1 protein-coding gene and 3 pseudogenes are annotated in these 22,681 nt (G+C 63.5%); all 4 read right to left on the minus strand.

The features are described 5' to 3' along the window. Positions 1–132 precede the first annotated feature (132 nt). The 4 genes and pseudogenes from JFV26_RS35145 to JFV26_RS33030 all read right to left on the minus strand — a co-directional run bounded on the left by JFV26_RS35145 (position 133) and on the right by JFV26_RS33030 (position 22,664). Positions 133–13,734: pseudogene (locus JFV26_RS35145) on the minus strand (amino acid adenylation domain-containing protein). Then, positions 13,727–18,933 (minus strand): annotated as a pseudogene (locus JFV26_RS34035) (amino acid adenylation domain-containing protein). The pseudogenes JFV26_RS35145 and JFV26_RS34035 overlap by 8 nt, the downstream one beginning before the upstream one ends. Continuing rightward, positions 18,922–20,595: pseudogene (locus JFV26_RS35150) on the minus strand (condensation domain-containing protein); the annotation flags it as partial. The pseudogenes JFV26_RS35150 and JFV26_RS34035, both read right to left, overlap by 12 nt. Beyond that, positions 20,553–22,664, minus strand: coding sequence for an amino acid adenylation domain-containing protein (locus JFV26_RS33030; RefSeq protein WP_201197676.1), 2,112 nt, complete (start codon positions 22,662–22,664; stop codon positions 20,553–20,555). The pseudogene JFV26_RS35150 and the gene JFV26_RS33030, both read right to left, overlap by 43 nt. Between the last annotated feature and the right edge of the window lie 17 nt (positions 22,665–22,681).

Raw genomic sequence — 22,681 nt, forward strand, 5'->3', positions numbered from 1 at the left:
TTCTATTTTTTTGCCGAGAAACACGGCATGGTTTAGCCGTGTCATTGACCTTTTTTTCGTTGAAAAACGGTTTTTCTGATTAAACAGCCAGGGCGGCACAGCGAGATTGCTCGCCGTACCGTCCAGCCCTGTTTATGCCGTTGTGATGCTTTCCAATGCCTGGGATATCGCGTCCCCCAGCGCGCTGACATGCGGGGCCTTGACCAGCGTGTTATGCGTCCCGGGCAGCGCCGTTACGCTCAACTGATCGTTGAGCAACGCGCCCCAGCCCAATGTCGGATCACTGCGTTTCTGCTCGCTCGCCGTGAACAGCGACACCTTGAGTGATGTGGGCGGGCTGACGTAGGCGCCGATGGCCAGGCGGGTTGCATAGGCCACTGCGAGGTGGCTGCGCAACAACCCGGCATCGATGTCGTGGGGCAGTTCCTCCGGGAGCAGGCGGTGGCTCATGCACAGTGCCAACATCGTCTCGATGGCGGCGTCCTGCGCCAGCGCGGTCAGTTGCTGGAACACCTCGGGATCGATCTGCTCGGGCAGCCAGGCCATCAGGAATTGCCCTTCACTCAAGGACGCTTCGGCGACCGGCTCGGGGCGTGCCGAGGCATCGATGATGCCCAGGAACTCCACCCGCTCACCGCCGGCCTGCAGTTGAAGAGCCATTTCATAGGCGATCAGGCCACCGGCCGACCAACCGGCAATCCGGTACGGGCCTTGCGGCTGGACCTGACGGATCGCCGTCAAGTAACGCGCGGCCATGGCCGGCACCTCGGACAGCGGCGATTCGGCGGCTACCAGGCCGCTGGCAGCCAGGCCATAGATGGGCATTTGTGGGTCCAGCGCAGTTGCCAGGTCCCGCGCATATTGCACCTCGCCGCCCAACGGGTGGACCAGGTACAGCGGACGCTGGGAACCCGTGCGGCGGATCGGCACCAGATTGCTGCGAGCGCCCGGCCGGGCCTGGCCGTCGAGGGCTCTGGCGAAACCGGCAATGGTCGGTTCGACAAACAGGTCGCGCACGGCAATCGGCTTGCCGAGGACCTTGCGTAGCCGTGAAGTCATCTGCACCGCCATCAACGAAATGCCGCCGATGCTGAAGAAATCGTCATGCCGGCTGATGCGTTCGAGCTTGAACAGATCCTGCCAAATCGTTGCTATCGCTATTTCAGTGTCTCCTTGCGGGGCTTCATAAGGCAGCGCCGGGGCCTGACTGTCTTCGACTACGTGCGGCAATGCCACGGCATTGGCCGAACGAATCAGCGCTGGCGTGTCGTCCAACAGGTTGCCAATAGATTGCTGTGCGTCGGCCACCAATTGTTCAAGGACCTTGGCAAACAGCCCGGCGATGTTCTGCACGGTGGAGGTGTCGAACAGGTCATTGGCATACTGCATGCTGCCGCTGATGCGGTTGGTGTTGTCGATCAGTGACAGCGACAGGTCGAACTGCGTGGTGTTGTGCGCACTTTCTATCGATTCCACTTCCAGACCCGGCAGTTGCAACGGGGCCGGTGGCGTGTTGTCCAGGCTCAACATCACCTGGAACAATGGGCTGTGGCTCATGCTGCGGGTCGGTTGCAAGGCGCTCACTACTTGCTCGAACGGTAAGTCCTGATGGCTGTAGGCGGCCAGCGTCTGGTTTTTGATTCGGGTCAGCAGCTCAGTGACCGTCGTTTCGCGCTCGGTGGTCACTCGCAAGGCCAGGGTGTTGGCGAAGAAGCCAATCAACGGCTCCAGTTCCGGACGCTGACGGTTGGCCACCGGGGTGCCCACCACCACATCGGGCTGACCACTCAGGTGACTCATCAACACCGACCAACCCGCCAGTAGCACCATGAACAACGTGGTGCCCTGAGCTTGGCTGAAGGCACGCAAGTCGGCGCTGAGGGCGGGCGAAAAGGCGCAGTCGACGATACCGCCGGCGTAACTTTGAACGGCCGGACGCGGACGATCCAGCGGCAAGTTCAACAGGCTCGGCGCGCCGTCCAGGTGCTGGCGCCAGAAGTCGATTTGCCCCTGCAAGGCCGGGCCTTCCAGGGATTGTCGCTGCCAGGCCGCGTAGTCCACGTATTGCAGCGCCAGGGCCGGCAACGGGTCCTTGAGCCCTTGGCTGAACGCGGAATAGAGCACGCTCACTTCATGGGCCAGCACACTGTTGGACCAGCCATCGGAAACGATGTGATGCAGGGTCATGAACAGCACATGTTCCTCGTCCGCCAACTGCACCAGATGCCCGCGCATCAGCGGTCCCTGGTTCAGGTCGAACAGTTGCGCGGCGTTGGCCTGGCCGAGTCGGCTCAGGTGCGCCCCGCGTTCATCGGCTGGTACCTCGCGCAGATCTTGCTCCTGCAGTTTGAAGCGGTAATCGGCCGGGGCGATTTTTGCAGCGGTTCGCCGTCGACCAATTCGAAGCGGGTGCGCAGGGTTTCGTGGCGTGCCACCAGGCGATCAAGTGTCGCGTGCAGCGCAGCGGTGTTCAGCGCTCCCTTCAGGCGCAACGCCAACGGCAAGTGATAAGCCGCGCCAGCCGCGTGATCCAAGTGATCGAGGAACCACAGCCGTTGCTGGGAAAACGACAACGGCAGCCGGCCCGAGCGGTTCGCCAGGGGAATCGACTGCGCCTCGGTCGGTGACGTGGCCTTGACCAGCGAGGCCAGGCCACGCACGGTCGGTGCATCAAACAACTCTCGCAAGGTAATCCGCGCCCCGAGTTTGCGGCGCAACCGCGACAGCAATTGCACGGCGAGCAGCGAATGGCCGCCGAGTTCAAGGAAGCCGTCGTGGCGTCCGACCTGATCCAGGTGCAACAAGCCTTTCCATATCTCGGCGATGGCGACTTCGGTGTCGCCCTGTGGTGCTTCGTAGGTTTTGCTGGCCAGGGATTCGAGGCCCGGTGCGGGCAGGGCACGGCGATCGAGCTTGCCGTTGGCGGTCAGCGGCAGGGCGTCGAGGTGCACAAAAGCGCTGGGCACCATGTACTCCGGCAGACCGCTCAGTAGTGTACTGCGCAGTTGTTCGGCCGGCACGAGGTCGCCGCAGACATAGGCCACCAGACGCTTGCTGTCGGTCTCGCCCTGGCTGTCTTCACGGGCGATCACCACCGCTTCACGAATCCCGGGCAGGCCAACAGGGCGTTTTCGATTTCCCCCAGCTCGATACGGAAGCCCCGGATCTTCACCTGGAAGTCATTGCGGCCCAGGTATTCCAGTGTGCCGTCGGCCAACCAACGGCCAAGGTCACCGGTTTTGTACAGGCGGGCCTGCGGGTCATTGGAGAAAGGGTCGGCAATAAAGCGCTCGGCGGTCAGCACTTCACGATTGAAATAACCGCGTGCCACGCCGGCACCGCCGATATGAATTTCCCCGGCCACGCCCAGCGGCGCCGGCTCGCCACGTGCATCGAGCACGTGCACCTGAACGTTGGCAATCGGCCGGCCGATGCTCGGGCGTTCGCCGAGGTCGCGGATCAAGTCGATGGTCGCGTCCACCGTGCATTCGGTGGGGCCGTACATGTTGTAGAAACGGATGTGTTGGCAGTTGCGCAACTTCTCCCAGGTCGCGGCATTGATCGCTTCGCCGCCGAGCAACACGCTCACCGGTTGATAGCTGCTGCGTTCCAGCAGACCGGCGCTGAGCAAGGTGTCGAGCTGCGACGGGGTCGAGTCGAACGCGTGGACTTGATGCTGCTCAAGGAAGTCCAGCAACTCGCTGCCGCTGGCACGGATCAACGTCGGGATGATCACCAGGCGATGGCCGGAGAACAGCTGCGAAATGCCCTTGATCGACATGTCGAAGAAGAACCCGGCGTTAAGCGCCACGGTGGCCGGGGTCGGGCAATGTTGGTGGGTGGTGCGGGTCAGTACCTGCCAGAAGTTGAACACCGAACGGTGCTCGACCATCACGCCTTTGGACTGGCCGGTGGAGCCCGAGGTGTAGATCACATAGGCCAGGTGTTCGGCGCTCAGGCCCGGAATCACTGGATTGGCGTCGAAAGCGATGTCGTCCGCCGCTTGCTTGGAAGCCTCGGTGTCGAGCAGCAACACCGGCAACTCGCCGGCCGGCAAAGTCAGTGCCGACTGGGTCAACAACGCCCGTGGCTGACTGTCTTCCAGCATGAAGGCAATGCGTTCGGCCGGGTGCGCCGGGTCAATTGGCACATAAGCGGCGCCGGCCTTCAACACGCCCAACAGCCCGACAATCATCTCCAGACTGCGCTCGGCACAAATCGCCACGCGTTGATCCGGCTGCACACCCAGCGCCAGCAACTGCTGGGCCAAGTGGTTGGCCCGACGGTTGAGCTGGCGGTAGGTCAGTTGCTGCGATTCACAAACCAGCGCCACGGCCTCGGGATTGGCCTGGACCTGGCTTTCAAACAGCCCATGAATCGGTTGCGCCGAGCCGAAATCGCTGGCGGTGTGATTGAACTCACTGAGCAGCAGTTGACGTTCAGCCTGGGGCACGACGTCCAAAGTGCTGGCCAGACATTCCGGCGTTTGCTCAAGCGCCTCAACCAACGTAGCAACAGCCTGAGCGAGGTACGCCGCAATCCGCTGCGGGTCTATCCCGGTAATCGATTGAGCAGTCAGGGAGAATCCGCTGCCGACATTGGCCACGGCGATTTCAATCGGGTAGTTGGTGCGGGTTTCAGAGGCAATAAAGTGCATGCCCTCGTGATCGCCCATGTCCTCGACGTTTTCCCCGGACGCGTTCACCAGATCGCCGTGTCGGCAGTTGAGGATCACCGTGAACAGCGGCAACGAAGTGTCCACCGCACTGCAACGCTGCGCCAGTGCCAACGAAGCCTGTTCGTGGGTCAGCAGTTCACTGAGCTGCTGATAAGCGTCCTGGACGATGTCGCGGACGCTGTTTTGCTGCAAGCGAATGCGCATCGGCAAGGTATTGATAAACATCCCCAGTGCATGGTCGGCGCCGACCGTGCCTTGGGAGCGGCCCGACAGCACAGTGCCGAAAATTCCGTCGTCACGGCCACTGGTGGCCGCCACGACCAAACCCCAGGCAGCGTGGAACAGCACCGATGTCGGCACACCCTGAGCCCGCGCCGTACGATAAACCTGCGCACTGAGTTCATCGCTCAAGTGCTGCACCGAACGTTTGATCCCGGCGCCGTTGCCCCGCACATCCAGCACGCCGTACGGCGCGGTGGTGGCATCGACATCGGCCAGCAAGCGGCGGAAGTAGGCTTCATGTTCGGCCTGGGACACGCTCGCGGCCTGGGCGATGAAGTTACGATAAGGCTGAGACGGCGGCAGGCTGTCGGCCTGTCCGGCCAGCACGGCTTCAATCTCCAGCATGATCAGGCGCAAGGTCACGTTATCGCTGACCAGGTGATGGTCCAGCAAGGCCAGCAGCCATTGTTCGCCGGGCGCGTCATAGGTGATGTACGCGGCGATCAGCGGAGCCCGTTGCAGATCGAGTCGCAGATGGTGGGTGTCCGTGCGGTCGCGCAGTCCTTGCAAGGCGTCTTCGCCCGGCAGCGTTTCCAGGGTGATGACCGGCAGTTGCGCCTGGCGGTGGACCACCTGCACCGGTTGCGGCAAGCCGTGCCAGCGCAGGGCGGTGCGCAGGATGTCGTGACGGTTGATCACCACTTGCACGGCGGCGAGGAAATTGTCGAGCAACCCGCGCTCATTGAACGTCACCACGGTGCGCATCAGGTACGCGTCGCCCTCGGATTGCAACAAGTGGTGGAACAGAATGCCTTCCTGCAGCGACGACAGTGGGTAGATGTCCTGCACATTGCTGGCGCCGCCGGGAACGTCGGCGACGATCTGCTCGATGTCCGCCTGGCTGAGGGTCACCAGCGGCAACATCGACGGCGTGATGGTGGTGCAATCCGCCGGGATCAGGTTGGCCGGGACGACGTGGCGGGCGCTGCTTTCACCTACCAGAACGCTGGCCATGGCCTTGAGCGTCGGCGCGGAGAAAACCGTGCGCACATCCAGTTGCAGCCCGGCCTGACGCAGGCGCTCGATCAGGCTGATGACCAGGAATGAATGTCCGCCCAGTTCGAAAAAGTGATCGTGACGACCGACGCGCTCAACCCCGAGCAACTCCTGCCAGGCGCTGGCCAGGGTAAGTTCGATAGCCCCCAGCGGCGCTTCGTAGTGTTGGCTGACGGCCGCGGACAGGTCCGGTGCCGGCAAGGCATTGCGGTCGAGTTTGCCGTTGGTGGTCAGTGGCCAGGCCGCCAGATTGACGAACGCACTCGGCAGCATGTGCTCGGCGAGCACTCCGGCCAATTGGCTACGCAACGCCGAGGCTTCCGGGACAATCCCGTCGTGGGCGATCAGGTAGGCAATCAGGCGCTTGTCGCCGGGCGTGTCTTCGCGCACCGTCACCAGCGCTTCGCGGACTTGCGCGCAGGCCAGCAATTGTGCTTCGATTTCCCCCAATTCGATACGGAATCCACGGATCTTGATTTGCGAGTCGTTGCGGCCGACGTACACCACGCCGCCGTCGGCGCGATAGCGGGCGACGTCGCCAGTGCGATACAGCCGCGCGTTCGCCGTCACGGCGAAGGGGTCGGCAATGAAGCGTTCGGCGTTGAGTTCGTCGCGGTTCAGGTAATGCCGGGCCACGCCGGCGCCGCCGATATAGATCTCCCCGTGGACGCCGACCGGCACCGGTTGCTGATAGTCATCGAGAATGCGCAGGCACAGGTCCGGCAGTGCCGGGCCGATCAGGCTCGGCGCACCCGCGTCGATTTCACCTTGGCTGACCGGGTAATAGGTGGCGTGCACGGTGATTTCAGTGATGCCGTACATGTTGACCAACCGAGTGCGCGACAACGGCGTACGCGCTGTCCACGGCCGCAGGCTGCGGAACTCCAGGGCCTCGCCGCCGAAGATCACTTCACGCAAACCGTGCTCACGGTCGCTGCGTTCACGGGCTTCGATAAACTGCCGGAATGCGCTCGGCGTCTGGTTCAACACCGTGACCTGCTGTTGGCAGACCAGCTCGAAAAACTCATCGGGTGAACGGGCCACGTCGCTCGGGACGATCACCAGTTTGCCGCCGTAGCACAGCGCGCCCCAGATTTCCCAGACCGAGAAATCGAACGCGAATGAGTGGAACAGCGTCCAGACGTCGTTGCGGCCGAAGTCGAACAGGGAAGCGCTGGCGTCGAACAAGCGCGAGACATTGCCGTGCTCCACCAATACACCCTTGGGCAGCCCGGTGGAACCCGAGGTGTAAATGACGTAGGCCAGATGTTCGGGCTTCAGGCCGAGGGCGCGGGCCGCAAGGTTGTGGTCCAGGGACGTATCCGCCACATCATCGGTTGCGGCGTATTCGTCGAGAGTCAACAGCGGCACGGCATGGCCGGGCAGGGCGTCGAGGCAGGCCGGTTGCGCGAGCAAAACCACCGGCGCGCTGTCCGCCAGCAAATAGCCGAGGCGCTCGACGGGATAGGCCGGGTCCAATGGTACGTAGGCGGCGCCGGCCTTGAGCACGGCGAGCACGGCGCAGACCATTTCCACCCCGCGCCCGGCCAGAATCGCCACCCGATCATCCGGACGCACACCTTGGGCGAGCAGTTGCCGGGCGATGCGGTTGGCGCGACGATTGAGGGCCTGATAACTCAATTCGAGTTCGCCGAACACCAGCGCGGTGCTTTGCGGATCAGCCGCGGCACGTTCTTCGAAACGTTGATGAATCAGCAGCCCTGGAGCGAACACGACCTTGGGCGGCAGCGTCGCCGGTGAGGCCTGACGCTGGGCCGGGCTGAGCAATGGCAAGCCGAGCACTGGTTGCTCGACATCCTCGACCATCGCCTCAAGCAAGGTCTGGAAGTGTTGGGCAAAGCGCTCCACCGTCGAATGATCGAACAGGTCGCTGGCGTACTCGATGACCCCGGCCAGTGTGCCGTTGTCGTTGCCCAGCGTCAGCATCAGGTCGAACTGCGAAGTTTCGTGGGCCTGCGCCACGGGTGTCAGGGTCAGCCCAGGCAAGCTGAACTCGACGCCGCCGGGAGTGTTGTCCAGCGACAGGGCTACCTGGCACAGCGGGTTGTGGCTCAGGGAGCGTGGAGGCTGCAAGGCTTCGATGACTTGCTCGAAAGGAATGTCCTGATGCTCGTGGGCCGCCAGGGTTGTCTGTTTGATCTGCGCCAGCAACTGCGCCACGCTCGGGTTCTGCCCAAGGTCGACCCGCAGGGCCAGGGTGTTGACGAAGAAACCGATCAGGTTTTCGGTTTCAGTGCGACCCCGATTAGCGGTCGGCACGCCGATCACCACGTCACGCTCGTTACCCAGGCGTGCCATAAGCACCGACCAGGCACTCAGCAGCGTCATGAACAGGGTGACGTTGTGTTGTTGGCAGAAGTGCTCCAGACGTTCGCGCAATGCCGGGGCGATGAGCAGCGGAATGTCGCCGCCACGGTAGCTTTGCACCGCCGGGCGTGGGCGGTCGGTCGGCAAGGCCAACAGCGACGGTGCCCCGCCCAAATGCTCACGCCAGAAATCAGCCTGATGGCTCAACTGCTCGCCGGTGAGGGTGCGGCGCTGCCAGGCCGCATAGTCGGCATATTGAATCGACATCGCTGGCAGCGGATCGGCCAGTTGTTGGCTGAAGGCCTGGTAAAGGGCGGCGAATTCCTTGACCAATACGCCGACCGACCAGCCATCAGAGATGATGTGGTGCTGGGTGATCAGCAGAATGTGTTCGTCATCCGCCACACGCAGCAAGCGGCCACGAATAAGCGGCCCCTGACGCAAGTCGAACGGCGCCATGGCTTCGCTGTTGCCGATGCGTGACGCGGTGAGGCTGGCTTGCTCATAAGGCAGTGCGCGCAAATCCTGCTCGGCCAGCGCGAAACCGCAATCCGCCGGGGCAATGATCTGCACCGGCTGTTCGCCCTGGCGTTCGAAGGTGGTGCGCAGACTTTCGTGGCGCGCCACCAGTTGGTCGAGTGCGGCTTTGAGCGCGACCTGATCGAGGTCGCCGCGCAGCAGCAAGGACGCCGGCATGTGGTACGCGGTGCCGGCGCTCGGGTCGAGCTGGTCGAGGAACCACAGGCGCTGCTGGGAAAAGGACAGCGCCAGCGGGACGTTGCGATCCGCCAGGCCGATGGTTTCGGTGCTGACCTGTTGCAGGCCGCCGACGACTCGGGCCAACTCTTCCACGGTCGGATGGCTGAACAGTTCGCGCAGCATCATCTCGCCGCCCAACTGTTGGCGCACCCGGAGACCAGTTGCGCGGCCAGCAGCGAGTGCCCGCCCAGTTCAAAGAAGCTGTCACGACGACCGACCTTCGGCAGCCCCAGCAGCTCCTGGAAAATCTGCGCCAGCGCATGTTCGGTGGCACCTTCGGGCGCCGCATAACCGCGCTCGGACATGGCGTCCAGATCCGGTGCCGGCAGCGCGTCCTGATCCAGTTTGCCGTTGGCCGTGAGCGGGTAAGCGTTGAGGCTGACAAACGCACTCGGGATCATGTAGTCGGGCAGGGTCGCGCCCAATTGCTTGCGCAACGCCGCGACTTCCAGCACCGCCGCCGGTTGGGCGATCAGGTAGGCGATCAGCCGCTTGCCCTGGCCGGCATCCTCGCGGGCCAGCACCCGGGCTTCGCGCACACCGTCGCAGGCCAGCAGTTTCGCTTCGATTTCCCCCAGCTCGATACGGAAGCCCCGAATCTTAACTTGGGCATCCATTCGACCCAGGTGAATAAGCTCGCCGTTTTCCAGCAACTTACCGAGGTCGCCCGAGCGATACAGCCGCTCGCCGGGGCGGAACGGGTCGGCAATAAAACGTTCGGCACTCAGCTGTTCACGGTTCAGGTAACCCCGACCGACCCCCAGCCCGCCGACGCAGATTTCACCCGCGACCCCGACCGGCAACAGACGCTGATGGGCGTCGAGCACGTAGGCCACGGTAGTCGGAATCGGCCGCCCGACATTGGAGATGCCGGCGGCGATATCCGCTGCACCGATGGCTTTGTAGGTCACGTGCACACAGGTTTCGGTGATGCCGTACATGTTCACCAGCGCCACTGTCGGGTAGGCGCGATGGAAGGCGTCGAGGGTGCCCAGTTCCAGGCTTTCGCCACCGAAAATCACATAGCGCAAGCGTTCCAGGCCAATATCGGCGCGAGCCAAAGCTACCGCACTCAATTGATGGAACGCCGAAGGCGTCTGGTTCAGCACGGTCACGCGTTCGCTGTCGAGGAAACCGAGCAGTTGCTCCGGATCGCGGCGCAGGGCATCGGGCACCAGGGTCAGGCGCGCACCATGCAGCAAGGCCCCGAAGATTTCCCAGACCGAGAAATCGAAGGCATTGGAATGGAACAGCGACCAGACATCGTCAGCGTCGAACTGGAAGTCCGAGCGGTTGTTGTGCAGCAGGCGGACGACGTTGCGGTGTTCCAGCAATGCACCCTTGGGTTCACCGGTGGAACCCGAGGTGTAGATCACGTAGCAGAGGTGGTCCGGGGCGTTGAGGTTGACCAGGTTGGCGGCGCTGTCCGGAGTGGCGCTTGTCGGATCGGTATCAAAGACTTCGACACCGAGTGCCTGCAACGACGGGCTGATGTCGCGATGGGCAATGGCCGTGCGGGCGCCGCTGTCGCGCAGCACGTACGCAATGCGCTCGGCCGGCGAGGAGGGGTCGATCGGCACATAAGCGGCGCCAGACTTGAGCACGGCCAGGGTGGCGACGATCATCGCCAGCGACCGGTCCAGTGCAACCGCCACCAGTTCCTGAGGCTGCACGCCTGCAGCACGCAAGCGGTGGGCGAGGCGGTTGGCCTGTTCGTTGAGTTGGCGATACGTCAGCCGCGCGTCACCGAGGTTTACGGCAATGCGATCCGGGGTCTGACGGGCCTGTTCTTCGAAAATCTGATGCAAGGTCAGGCTATCAGGCCAGGCCGCTTCACTGTCGTTGAAGGCGAGAATCTGCTGCTGACGCTCGGCTGAATCCAGCAGTGACAAGTCGTCGACACGTTGCTGCGGATTCTCGACAAAGCCTTCCAGCAAACGCACGTAATGGCGCATCAGTTGCTGGATAAACCCAGGGTCGAAGAATTCGGCGTTGTACGCCAGATGCCCGGCCCAGTGTTGTTCATCCGCGGTGATCAGCAGGTGCAGGTCGTTCTTGCCGTAACCGAGGTTGGTTTCCAGGGTGTTGACCGCCAGACCGGCGACCACCGCCGCGGTGTCGCTGGCGTGCTCGAAGTTGAACAGCACGTCGAACAGCGCCGTGCGGCTCATGTCCTTGGCCGGGTTCAAGGCCAGGACCAATTGGTCGAACTGCATGTGCCGATGCCGCAGCGCCTGGGCCAGGTGGCTGGCGGTCTGTTCGCACAACTGTTGCACGCTGCTGTCGCTATCGCAGGTGGCGCGGATCACTAGCAGGTTGTCGAGTGGGCCAACGGTGTCCTGCAAGGCCGGGTCGCGAACCGCTGCGGTAGTGCCGATCACCAATTCGTCGTGCCCGGCGTAGCGGCGCAACAGCGCGGCGAATGCGCTCAAGGCCAGGCTGTCGCTGCTCACGCCGAGTTGCCCGGCGAGGGTTTGCAGGCGCCGTACCAGCGCCGGTTCGATGGCGAAGCTATGGGTGGCTTCGGCGAACACATGCACGGCGGCCCGTGGCCGGTTCAACGGCAGTTCCAGGGCTTGCAGCTTGCCGCGCAGTTGAAAGGCCCAGTAGGCCCGCAGGTTTTCCCGGACAGCGGCTGGCAGGTCGCGTTGCCACGCGGCAAAGTCGCCGTAACCGATGGACAGCGCCGGCAGTTCGGCGCTGCGTTCGGCACAGGCGCCTGCATAGAGCGCCAGCAGGTCGCGCTTGAGCAATTGCATGGACGTGCGGTCAGCCAGCAAATGATGCACGGCGATGGCCAGGACGGCGTTTTTGTTATCTGCCTGCACGAGGGTGGCGCGCACCAGGCTGCCGCCGTCCATTGCCAGCGGACGGCGGGTTTCGGCCAGGGCGTGGGCCGCCATGTCGTGCCGGTTGCTTTGAATCAGCTCAAGGGCGAGGGACGCGGCGCCATCGAAACTCTGCCAGGCGTTGACACCGTCGCCGAGGACGCGGCAACGCAAGATTTCATGGCGGGCCAGCAGTCCGTCGAGCGCGGTTTGCAGGGCCGGTTGATTGATTTCACCGCCCAGCTCCAGCAGCAGCGCAATGTTGTGATAGACCGGATTGGCCGGGTACAGGTAACCGGTTTCGAAGGTGTCGACGAACCACAGGCGTTCCTGGTGATAAGACAGCGGTACGCGTTCCGGCTGTTGCGCCAGCGCCGTGACGGGCGGCAGGACCGGGGTTTCGTCCAGCTCCAGATCACCGATGCGGGTGTGCGGTGCTTGGGTGAAGCAACTCAGCAGCCGCTCGAAACGCCCGGCGAGACGTTCAATGCTCGCGGAATCGAACAGCGCGGTGGAGTACGACAGGCTGCAGGACAGTTGCACGCTACCTTCATCGATGTGCAGCGACAGGTCGTGCTGGGTGTTGTCCTTGCGTGAAGGCAGGAACTGCAGATTCAGCCCTGGCAGTTGCAACTGCCCGCCAGCGCCGCCGGCATTGGTGTAGAACATGGTCTGGAACACCGGACTATAGCGGGCGCTGCGCGGTGGCTTGAGGGCTTCGACGACTTGTTCGAACGGCGTGTCCTGGCGGCTGGAGGATTCCAACATCAGGTCTTTGACTTGTTGCAGCACCTGATCGAGGGTCGGGTTGGCGTCCAGGCGAATGCGCAGGGCCAGGGTGTTGACGAAGAAACCGATCAACGACTGCACGTCCTGGCGGTCACGGTTGGCGGCGACGGTGCCGATCACCAGGTCTTGCTGGCCGCTGATACGGGCGAGTAATACAGCCCAGGCGGCCATCAGGGTCATGAACGGGGTCGCGGCGCGGGACTGGGCGAACTGGCCGATGGCGCTGGACAGCGACGCGGGTAAATCGAACGCCAGGGTTGCGCCGCGATAGCTCTGGACCGCCGGGCGTGGCCGGTCGGTCGGCAGCGTCAGCATCGCCGGGGCGCCGGCCAGGTGACTGCGCCAGAACTCCACTTGCTGGCTCAGGCGTTCACCTTCCAGGTGCTGGCGTTGCCATGCGGCGTAGTCGGCGTATTGCAGGGGCAGCGCCGGCAGCGGATCGGGCTGGCCGGCGGAAAAGGCCTGATACAGCGCGGCGAATTCCTTGACCAGCACACCGATGGACCAGCCATCGGAAATGATGTGGTGCTGGGTGATCAGCAGGATGTGTTCTTCATCGGCCAGACGCAGCAGGCTGCCGCGAATCAGCGGCCCATTCAGCAAATCAAACGGCGCCGCCGCTTCACTTTCGGTTAGGCGAGCAGCTTGCTGTTCGGCCTGATCGCGGGGCAGATCACGCAGGTCGTGCTCCACCAGGGTGAAGCCGCAATGCGCCGGAGCGATCACTTGCACCGGGTGTTCGCCGTCGCGGCGGAAAGTGGTGCGCAAACTTTCATGCCGAGCGACGAGACGGTCAAGGGCCGCCTTCAGTGCGGGCTGATCCAGCACGCCGTTGAGCAACAGCGAGGCCGGCATGTGGTAGGCGGCGCTGGCGGTCGGGTCCAACTGATCAAGGAACCACAAGCGCTGTTGGGCGAACGACAACACCAACGGCGCGTTGCGATCCACCGCCACCATGTTCTCGGGCGTCGCTTCGACAACCCGTGTGGCGCCGCGTTGCTTGAGCAGACGCAAGAGGGCGGCACGTTTCAACTGGTCGAGACTATCGTTATGTTCGTTCAATTTATTAAGCATCCTTGGAGACGATAGCGAGCAGTTCGCTTTCAGACAGCGAAGCCATTTCGTGTTGCAGGTCCAGCAGTTCATCCGACTCGTACTGCGCCAGTTGCAGGGTGGTGATCAGGTCGGCCAGGGCCAGCAGCGAGGTGTGTTCGAACAACCCCCGCAGCGGCACTTCGACGCCGAAGGTGTCCCGCGCCCGCAGCGTGACTTGCACCGCCAACAAGGAATGGCCGCCGAGTTCGAAGAAGTCGTCGTGACGGCCGATCCGCTCCAGACCCAGCAGCTCGGTCCAGATCGCCGCCAGCAGCGCTTCGGTTTCACCGTTGGGCGCCTCGTATTGGCGGAAGGCAAAGTCCTCGGCGCCCGGTGCCGGCAGGGCGCGGCGGTCGAGCTTGCCGTTAGGTGTCAACGGCAGTTGTTCGACCACCACGAACGCCGCCGGGACCATATAATCCGGCACCTGCGAGGTCAGGTAAGGCCGTAGCGAGCTGCTGGCATTGCGTCCGGCCAGGTGTGGCTCGACGCTCAGATAAGCCACAAGACGCGTGGCCCCCGGTGTGTCTTCGCGAGCGATCACCGCCGCTTCACGCACGCCGGGCAAGGTGAGCATCAGTGCTTCGATTTCACCGGGTTCGACGCGGAAACCGCGAATCTTCACCTGTTGATCGTTGCGACCGAGGAACTCGATCACCCCATCGGCGCGCATGCGCACCAGATCCCCGGTGCGGTACATCCGCGCCTCGGCGGTCAGGCCAAACGGGTCGGCGAGGAAGTGTTCGGCGTTCAACTGGTCACGGTTCAAGTAGCCCGGGCAACCCCGGCGCCGCCCACGTACAACTCGCCCGGCACGCCCAGTGGCACCGGCAAGCCTTGGCTGTCGAGCAGGTACACACGGGTGTTGGGGATGGGCCGGCCAATCGGCACCGAACCTTGTTCGTCCGCGGTGCAGCGGTGCACCGTGGCCCAGACCGTGGCTTCGGTCGGGCCGTATTCGTTGTACAGGGCAATCGCCGGTTTGACCCCGGCACATTCCTGCACCAACAGCGTCGGGCAAGCCTCACCGGCGACAATCATCTCTCGCAGGCCGGTGCGCCCACCCATGGCGGCAAGGCTGGCCAACACCAGGCGCCCGAGGGACGGCACGCACAACAGCGAAGTGATGGCTTGCCCTGTGATGAAGCGCGCGATGGCTTCTGGGTCGCGGGCGGTTTCGGCATCCGGGATGCACAAGGTGCCGCCGCTGATCAGGGTGCCAAAAATCCCGGCCACGGAGCTGTCGAAAGCAATTGAGGAGAGCAACAGGAAACGCTTGTCGACCGTCGGTGCATACACCGAGCAGCGGGCCAGGGTCGACGCCACCAGGTTGCGGTGTTCGATCATTACGCCCTTGGGTTTGCCGGTAGAGCCGGAGGTGTAGATCACATAAGCCAGGTGCGCCGAGGTCAGGTGGGCGGTTTCGAAGATCGGATCGTTCGCGCTCAGCTCTGCCGGCAGCAGTGCTTCAATGGCTTGATAAGCGGTGTTGCCGGGCAGCGTGCCGACGGCCGCCCGCCCGACCGGGTCAGCCAGGACCCAGCGCGGTTGGGCGTCTTCGACAATCGAGGCAAGTCGCTCGGCCGGGTAGGTCGGGTCCAGAGGTACATAGGCTGCACCGGCCTTGAGAATGCCCAGTAATCCGCTGATCATCGGCGTGCCGCGTTCGACGCAGATCGCAATCAGATCCCCCGGTTGGGTGCCGGCGGCGATCAGGTGATGGGCCAGGCGATTGGCCCGGGTGTTGAGTTCGGCGTAGCTGAGTTGATTCCGGCCATCGATCAATGCGCAAGCATCGGGGGTGCGCCGAACCTGTTCCTCGAACAACTGCTGAATGCACAGGTGGGCCGGGTAGTCGGCTTGGGTCTGGTTGAGAGTTTCCAGCAGCAAGGTGCGTTCCTGAGGTGGTAGCACGTCCAGTTGTGTGAGCTGGATTTTCGGCGTGTACATCAGCGCCTGGGTCAGTTGCTCCAGCGCCCGCTGCATCAAGGCGCAGAGGCGCTGCGGGTCCACTGCTTGCACACTTTGCACGGCCAGGCCGAGGGCGTCGCCGTAATCGTTGACCGACAGGGTCAGCGGATAGTTGGTGCGCTCGGCGCTGTTGAGGATGCGCATGCCCGGCCACTGCAACTGGCTGTCATCACGCTGATGTCGATAGTTGAGCAACGTGGTGAACAACGGCAAACCCGAAGCGACACCGCTGCAACGCTGCGCCAGCGCCAGGGACGCCTGTTCGTGGGACAGCAGCTCGCTGAGGTCGCGGTAGGTTTCATCGACCAGCGCACTGACGCCGAACCCGGCCAAATGCACCCGCACCGGCAAGGTATTGATGAACACCCCGAGTGCACGGTCGGCCCCGGCGGAACCTTGTAGTCGACCGGCGACCACGGTGCCGAACACCACGTCGTCACGGTCGGTGCAGCGCCCGAGCACCTGGGCCCAGGCAATGTGGAACAGCACGGCCGGCGTCACCCCGGCAATGCGCGCCTGGGCGCGGATCCGCTGGCTCAGGGCCGGGTCGAGGCGTTCGCTGGTTTCGAAAACATGGGCACCGTCACCTTGCACATCCAGCACGCCAAAAGGCGCGGTGGGTGCGTCGACGCTGGCCAGACGGCTGCGCAAATAAGCTTCGTGGGCCTGCGGCGGTGTCGCCAGAATCTGCGCGACAAACTCGCGATACGGCATCGGCGCCGGCAGGCTGGCGCCCTGGCCTTGCAACAGGGTCTGGATTTCTTCGAGCACAATCCCCAACGACACGTGGTCGCTGATCATATGATGGTCGAGTAGTGCCAATAACCAGCGTCCGGACTGCGGGTCCTGGGCGATACAGGCGCGCATCAACGGCGCCTGTTGCAAGTCCAGGCGCAACTGCCGTGGATCGCTCAACCGCTCCAGTTGGGTGCGCGGGTCTTCATCGGCCAGCAACGTAAGGGTGTGCACCGGCAACTGCGCCTGACGGTGCACCACCTGCACGGCTTGCGGCTGGCCGACCCAATGCACGGCGCTGCGCAGAATGTCATGGCGATTGATCACCACCTGCAAGGCGTCGACAAAGGCGTCGAGGCGTTGGCGGTCGTCGAACTCGATCATCGAGCGCACCAGGTAGGCGTCGCCCTCATGCCCAAGCAAGTGATGAAAGAGGATGCCTTGTTGCAGCGGCGCCAGCGGGTAGATGTCCTGGATATTCGCGGCGCCACCGGGAACGGCGCTGACGATGCGGTCCAATTGTGCTTGCGTCATCGCCACCAGCGGCAACAGGTCCGGGGTCAGGGCCGTGCAATCGGCCGGGATGCGATTGGCCGGTGCCTGGAACAGCGCTTCGCTGTCGCGGCTCAGAGCTTGGGCCATTTCACGCAGGCTCGGCGCGGTGAACACGGTGCGTACCGTGGCACTCAGGCCGTGTTGGCGCAGACGGTCAATCAGGCTCACAGCCAGCAGCGAATGGCCGCCGAGTTCGAAGAAACGGTCATGACGGCCGACTTTTTCAATCCCCAGCAAGTCTTGCCAGACACTCGCGACCACCTGTTCGATCTCGCCGCGTGGCGCTTCATAGGCCCGACTGGCGAAGGCGTCCTGACCCGGCGCCGGCAGGGCGCGGCGATCGAGTTTGCCGTTAGGTGTCAGCGGCAAGGCTTCAAGGTGCACGTAGGCGCTCGGCACCATGTAGTCGGGCAGCGACTCCAGCAACGCGGCGCGCAATTGCTCCACCGGCACCGGTTCACCGCACAGGTAGGCGATCAAACGCTTGCTGTCGGAATGCCCCGGTTTGCTTTCCTGGGCCACCACCACGGCTTCGAGCACGCCGGCAACAGCGCCGAGCACCGCTTCAATCTCGCCCAGTTCGACACGGAAACCACGGATTTTCACCTGGTCGTCATTGCGACCCAGGTATTCGAGGGTGCCGTCTGCGCGCCAGCGACCGAGGTCGCCGGTCTTGTACAGCCGCGCGTCCGGGTCGGTGCTGAACGGGTCGTTGATAAACTTTTCGGCACTCAGTTCTTCACGATTGAGGTAGCCACGAGCAACACCCACGCCGCCGATATGAATTTCCCCGACGACGCCCAACGGTGCGAGGGCACCGGCGCTGTCCAGCACATGGAGCTGGGTGTTGCGCACCGGTTTGCCGATCGAGCGGAAATCGTCGTTGTCGCTTTCCATCAGGCGAATCGAGGCGTTGACGGTGGCCTCGGTCGGGCCGTAGGCGTTGAACAGCGCCGGACGGTGCCCGGCACGGGCGAACCACTGGGCCACGGCCTGTTTGCCGACGGCTTCGCCGCCGATCATGAACTGACGCAGCGAGGTCGGCAGCGCCACGTGTTGGTCGCGGCTGACTTGTTGCCAGAACACCGTCGGCAGGTTGGCCACAGTGATTTCGTGTTGCTCGCACAGCGCGGCGAAGGCGCCGGTGCCGGCAATCCAGGCATCGCTGCGCAACACCAGTGTGGCGCCGGACAGCAGGGCGCCGAAGATCTCTTCCACGGACATGTCGAAGGTCATGGTGGCGAATTGCAGGACCCGGTCCTGTGGATTCAGGCAGTAGCGTTCTTGCAGTGCGCCGATCTGGTTGCACACCGAACGGTGTTCCAGCATCACGCCTTTCGGCTTGCCGGTGGAACCGGAGGTGTACATCACGTAGGCCAGGTGTCGGGAGGTCAAACCCTCGACCACTGGATTGCACTCATCACCGTCAGCCGGGTCGTCCAGCAGCAGTTGCGCAATCGACAACGGTGGCAGTTGTTCGGCCAAAGAGCCCTGACTCAGCAGCACCCGCGGCGCACTGTCGCTAAGCATGTGCTGCAAGCGGTCCTGCGGATAGTTCGGGTCGAGCGGCACGTAGGCACCACCCGCCTTGAGAATGGCCAGGATGCCAATGATCATTTCCGGGCTGCGTTCAACCAGCAGCGCCACCCGTTCATCCGGGCGCAGACCGGCGGCGATCAGCCGGTGGGCGATGCGGTTGGCCCGGGCATTCAGTTGCGCGTAGCTGAGGCTGATGCCGTCAGCCTGCACGGCGCTGGCGCTTGGGCGAGCCAGCACATGTTGTTCGAACCATTCGTGCAGTAGCATTTTCTCAGGGAAATCGGCGTGGGGCTGATTGAAGCTCCCAAGCAATTCCCGGCGTTGCTGGTTGTCCAGTAACGGCAGGGTCGCCAGCGGTTGCGCCGCGTTGTCGAGCATGGCGTCCAACAAGTGCAGCAGGTGTCGACTCCAGCGCACGACGGTGCACTCGTCGAACAGGTCGGTGGCGTATTCGAACTGGCCACTGATGGTGTTGCCGTCGTCGTTGAGCGACAGGCTGACGTCGAATTGCGTGGTGCCGGTGGCTTGGGGCAGTGGCGTGAGGTTCAGTCCTGGCAGCGCGAGGGCTTGGTCTTGTGGCGTATTGCCGAGCACCAGCATCGCCTGGAACAACGGGCTGTGGCCGAGGCTGCGTTCCGGTTGCAGGACTTCGACGACCTGTTCGAACGGCAAGTCTTGATGGCTGTAGGCGTCGAGGGCGGTGGCTTTGATCGCGGCCAGCAGTTGATCGACGCGGCTGTGGGTCTGGACGTTGATGCGCAGGGCCAGGGTGTTGACGAAGAAGCCGATCAGCGCCTCGGTTTCGCGGCGTGGACGGTTGGCGACCGGGGTGCCGATCACCACTTCTGGTTGATTGCTCAGGCGCGAGAGCAGGATTGACCAGGCGCCGAGCAAAGTCATGAACGGTGTCAGCCCTTGTTGCTGGCTGAAGCTCCGAAGCCTGGCACTCAACGGCGCCGGCAGTGTCAGCGGCAATGTCGCCCCGCGATAGGTTTGCACCTGCGGCCGGGTGTGGTCGGTCGGCAGTTCCAGCAATGCCGGGGCACCGCCGAGGTGTTGTTTCCAGAAACCGGTCTGGGCCTGAAGACGTTCGCCTTGCAGATGCTGTTGTTGCCACGCGGCGTAGTCGGCGTATTGCAGCGCCAGGGCCGGCAGCGGATCGTCGAGGCCTTGGCTGAACGCAGCGTAGAGTGCGTTGAATTCACCGATCAACACTGCGACGGACCAACCGTCGGAGACGATGTGGTGTTGAGTGACCAGCAGGATGTGTTCGTCTTCGGCCAGACGCAGCAAACGCCCGCGAATCAGCGGACCCTGGCTCAGGTCGAAGGCTTCGCGGGCTTCGGCTTCGGTCAGTTGCTCGACGGCGGTTTGCCGGGTGTCGGCCGGCAGGGATTGCAGGTCGTGTTCGCTGAGGGCAAAACCGATATCGGCCGCGGCGAACTGCTGGCGGACTTCGCCGTTGTGGCGTTCGAAGGTGGTGCGCAGGCTTTCGTGACGGGCGACGATGCGATCCAGGGCACGTTGCAAGGCGCTTCGGTCCAACTCGCCACGCAAGTGCAGCGCGGCGGGCATGTGATAGGCGACGCTGGCGGCGTGGTCGAGTTGATCGAGGAACCACAGGCGTTGCTGGGCCAGGGACAACGGCAAGGCCTGATCGCGGGAGACCACGCTGATCGCCTCGACCGTTGATTGACTGGCCTGTTCGACAGACTGCGCCAGTTCGCTGAGCGAGGTCTGGGCAAACAGCGTGCGCAGGTCGATCTCGACGCCGAGGTCCTGATGCAGCCGCGCTTGCAGTTGCACGGTCAGCAGCGAATGGCCGCCGAGTTCGAGGAAACCGTCGTGGCGTCCGACCTGATCCAGGCCAAGCAAGGACTGCCAGATCCCGGCGATGGCGATTTCGGTGGCACCTTGAGGCGCTTCATAGGTTTTACTCGCCAGGGATTCCAGACCTGGCGCGGGCAGGGCGCGGCGGTCAAGTTTGCCGTTGGCAGTCAGGGGCAGGGTGTCGAGGTGGACGAAGGCGCTCGGCACCATGTACTCGGGCAAATGCTTGAGCAATTCGCTGCGCAGCTGTTCGGCACTGGCGGGATCACCGCACAGGTACGCCACCAGACGCTTGCTGTCCGGTTGCTCGGGGTTGTCTTCCGGGCGATCACCACCACTTCGCGAATCCCGGCACACAGTGCCAGCGCGGCTTCAACTTCGCCGATTTCGATGCGCAAGCCGCGAATTTTCACCTGGAAATCGTTGCGCCCCAGGTATTCCAGGGCACCGTTGTCCAGCCAGCGACCAAGGTCGCCGGTCTTGTACAGGCGTGCCTCGGGGTCGCTGGAAAAACCGTCGACAACAAAGCGTTCTGCCGTCAGCTGCGGCTGGTTCAAGTAGCCACGCGCCACGCCGATGCCGCCGATATGCAGTTCGCCGGCCACGCCCAACGGCTGCGGCTGGCCACGACTGTCCAGCACATGCATCTGAATGTTGGCAATCGGTCGGCCGATCGGCACGCTTTCGCCGGGATCACTCGGCAGGCAATGCCACGCCGTTACGTCGATGGCGGCCTCGGTCGGGCCGTACAGGTTGTGCAACTCGATGCCGCTCATTTGCTGCTCGAAACGCCGTTGCAAACTGCGCGGCAGGGCTTCGCCGCTGCACAGCACCCGACGCAGGTCCGGGAAGCCTTCGCTGTCGCGGTGTTCCAGAAACAGGTCGAGCATCGACGGCACGAAGTGCAGCATCGTGACGCCTGCCTGACGTATCAGGCTGGCGAGGTAATCCGGCTCCTGATGGCCGCCGGGGCGAGCCATGACCAGCTCGGCACCCGCCAGCAACGGCAGGAAAAACTCCCAGACCGACACGTCAAAACCAAACGGAGTCTTTTGCAATACCCGGTCGTTGGCGTCGACGCGGTATTCATCTCGCGCCCACAAAAGCCGGTTAACCACGCCGAGGTGTTCATTCATCACGCCTTTCGGAGTGCCAGTCGAGCCCGAGGTGTAGAGCACGTAGGCCAGGTGTTTCGGCGTCAGTCCCAGGGCCAGCGGGTCCGGGTTGTGCCGGGATTGCGCAGACAGTTGTGCGTAGTCTTCGGCGTCGCGATCAATGGCCAGCAGCGGCACGTTCAGCGGCGGCAAGTGATCGAGAAATTCACTGCAACTGAGCACCGCACGCGGGGCACTGTCACTGAGCATGAATGCCTGGCGCGCGCTGGGCAGGTCCGGGTCGATGGGTACGTAGGCGCCGCCGGCCTTGAGAATCCCCAGCAGGGCGACGACCATTTCCGGGCCGCGCTTGAGGCACACCGCGACCCGGGCATCCGGCTCGACGCCGAGCTCGATCAAACGGTGGGCGATCTGGTTGGCCTGGCGATTGAGTTGCCCGTAACTGAGCAACGGCCCCGCGTCGCCGCGCACCGCACAGGCGTGTGGGTGCAATTCGGCCTGCTGTTCGAACAGCGAGTGAATCAGCTCTTCACGAGGGTATTCGCGGGCGGTGGCGTTGAACTCGACCTGCACGCGTTGCTGCTCGGCCTGGCTCATCAGCGGGAAATCCGCGACCGGTGTGTCATAGCCTTCCAGCACGGCTTCGAGCATCGAAACGATGCGCTGTTGCAGATGCCGGGCTTCTTCCAGGCTGAAATAGGCGGTGTTGAAGTTGAAATCCAGATGCACGTCTTCAAACGGGTGGTAATCGCGGACGAAGATCGCCATCGGCGTCTGTTCGTAGCCGTTGTCCATGGTGATGACGCGGGAGGAGGTGCCGCCAAACTGGTCGTCACCGTCCAGGCTTTCGAACGACAGCGACACGTCGAACAGTTGCCGCCGCCCGGTTTGCGCCAGGCGCAAGGTGCGGTTGAGTTCGGCGATGGGGAAGCGTTGATGGCGGTAGCAGCGGCGCAATTGACCGCCGGCGGTGTGCATCAGCTCCAGTAACGAGGCTTGGGGATCGACCGGCAAGCGAATCGGGCTGACCGACGAAAACATGCCAACAGTGGTTTTCGCGCGGGCGGTGGTGCGGTTGTGAACGGGCATGCCGATGACGATTTCATCGACCCCCACGGTACGGCAGAAATAAGTGCCGACCACGCTGATCAGCACGTGGGCCACGGACAGGCTGCGCTCGC

This window comes from Pseudomonas sp. TH31, assembly GCF_016650815.1.
In the GTDB taxonomy this organism is placed as follows: domain Bacteria; phylum Pseudomonadota; class Gammaproteobacteria; order Pseudomonadales; family Pseudomonadaceae; genus Aquipseudomonas.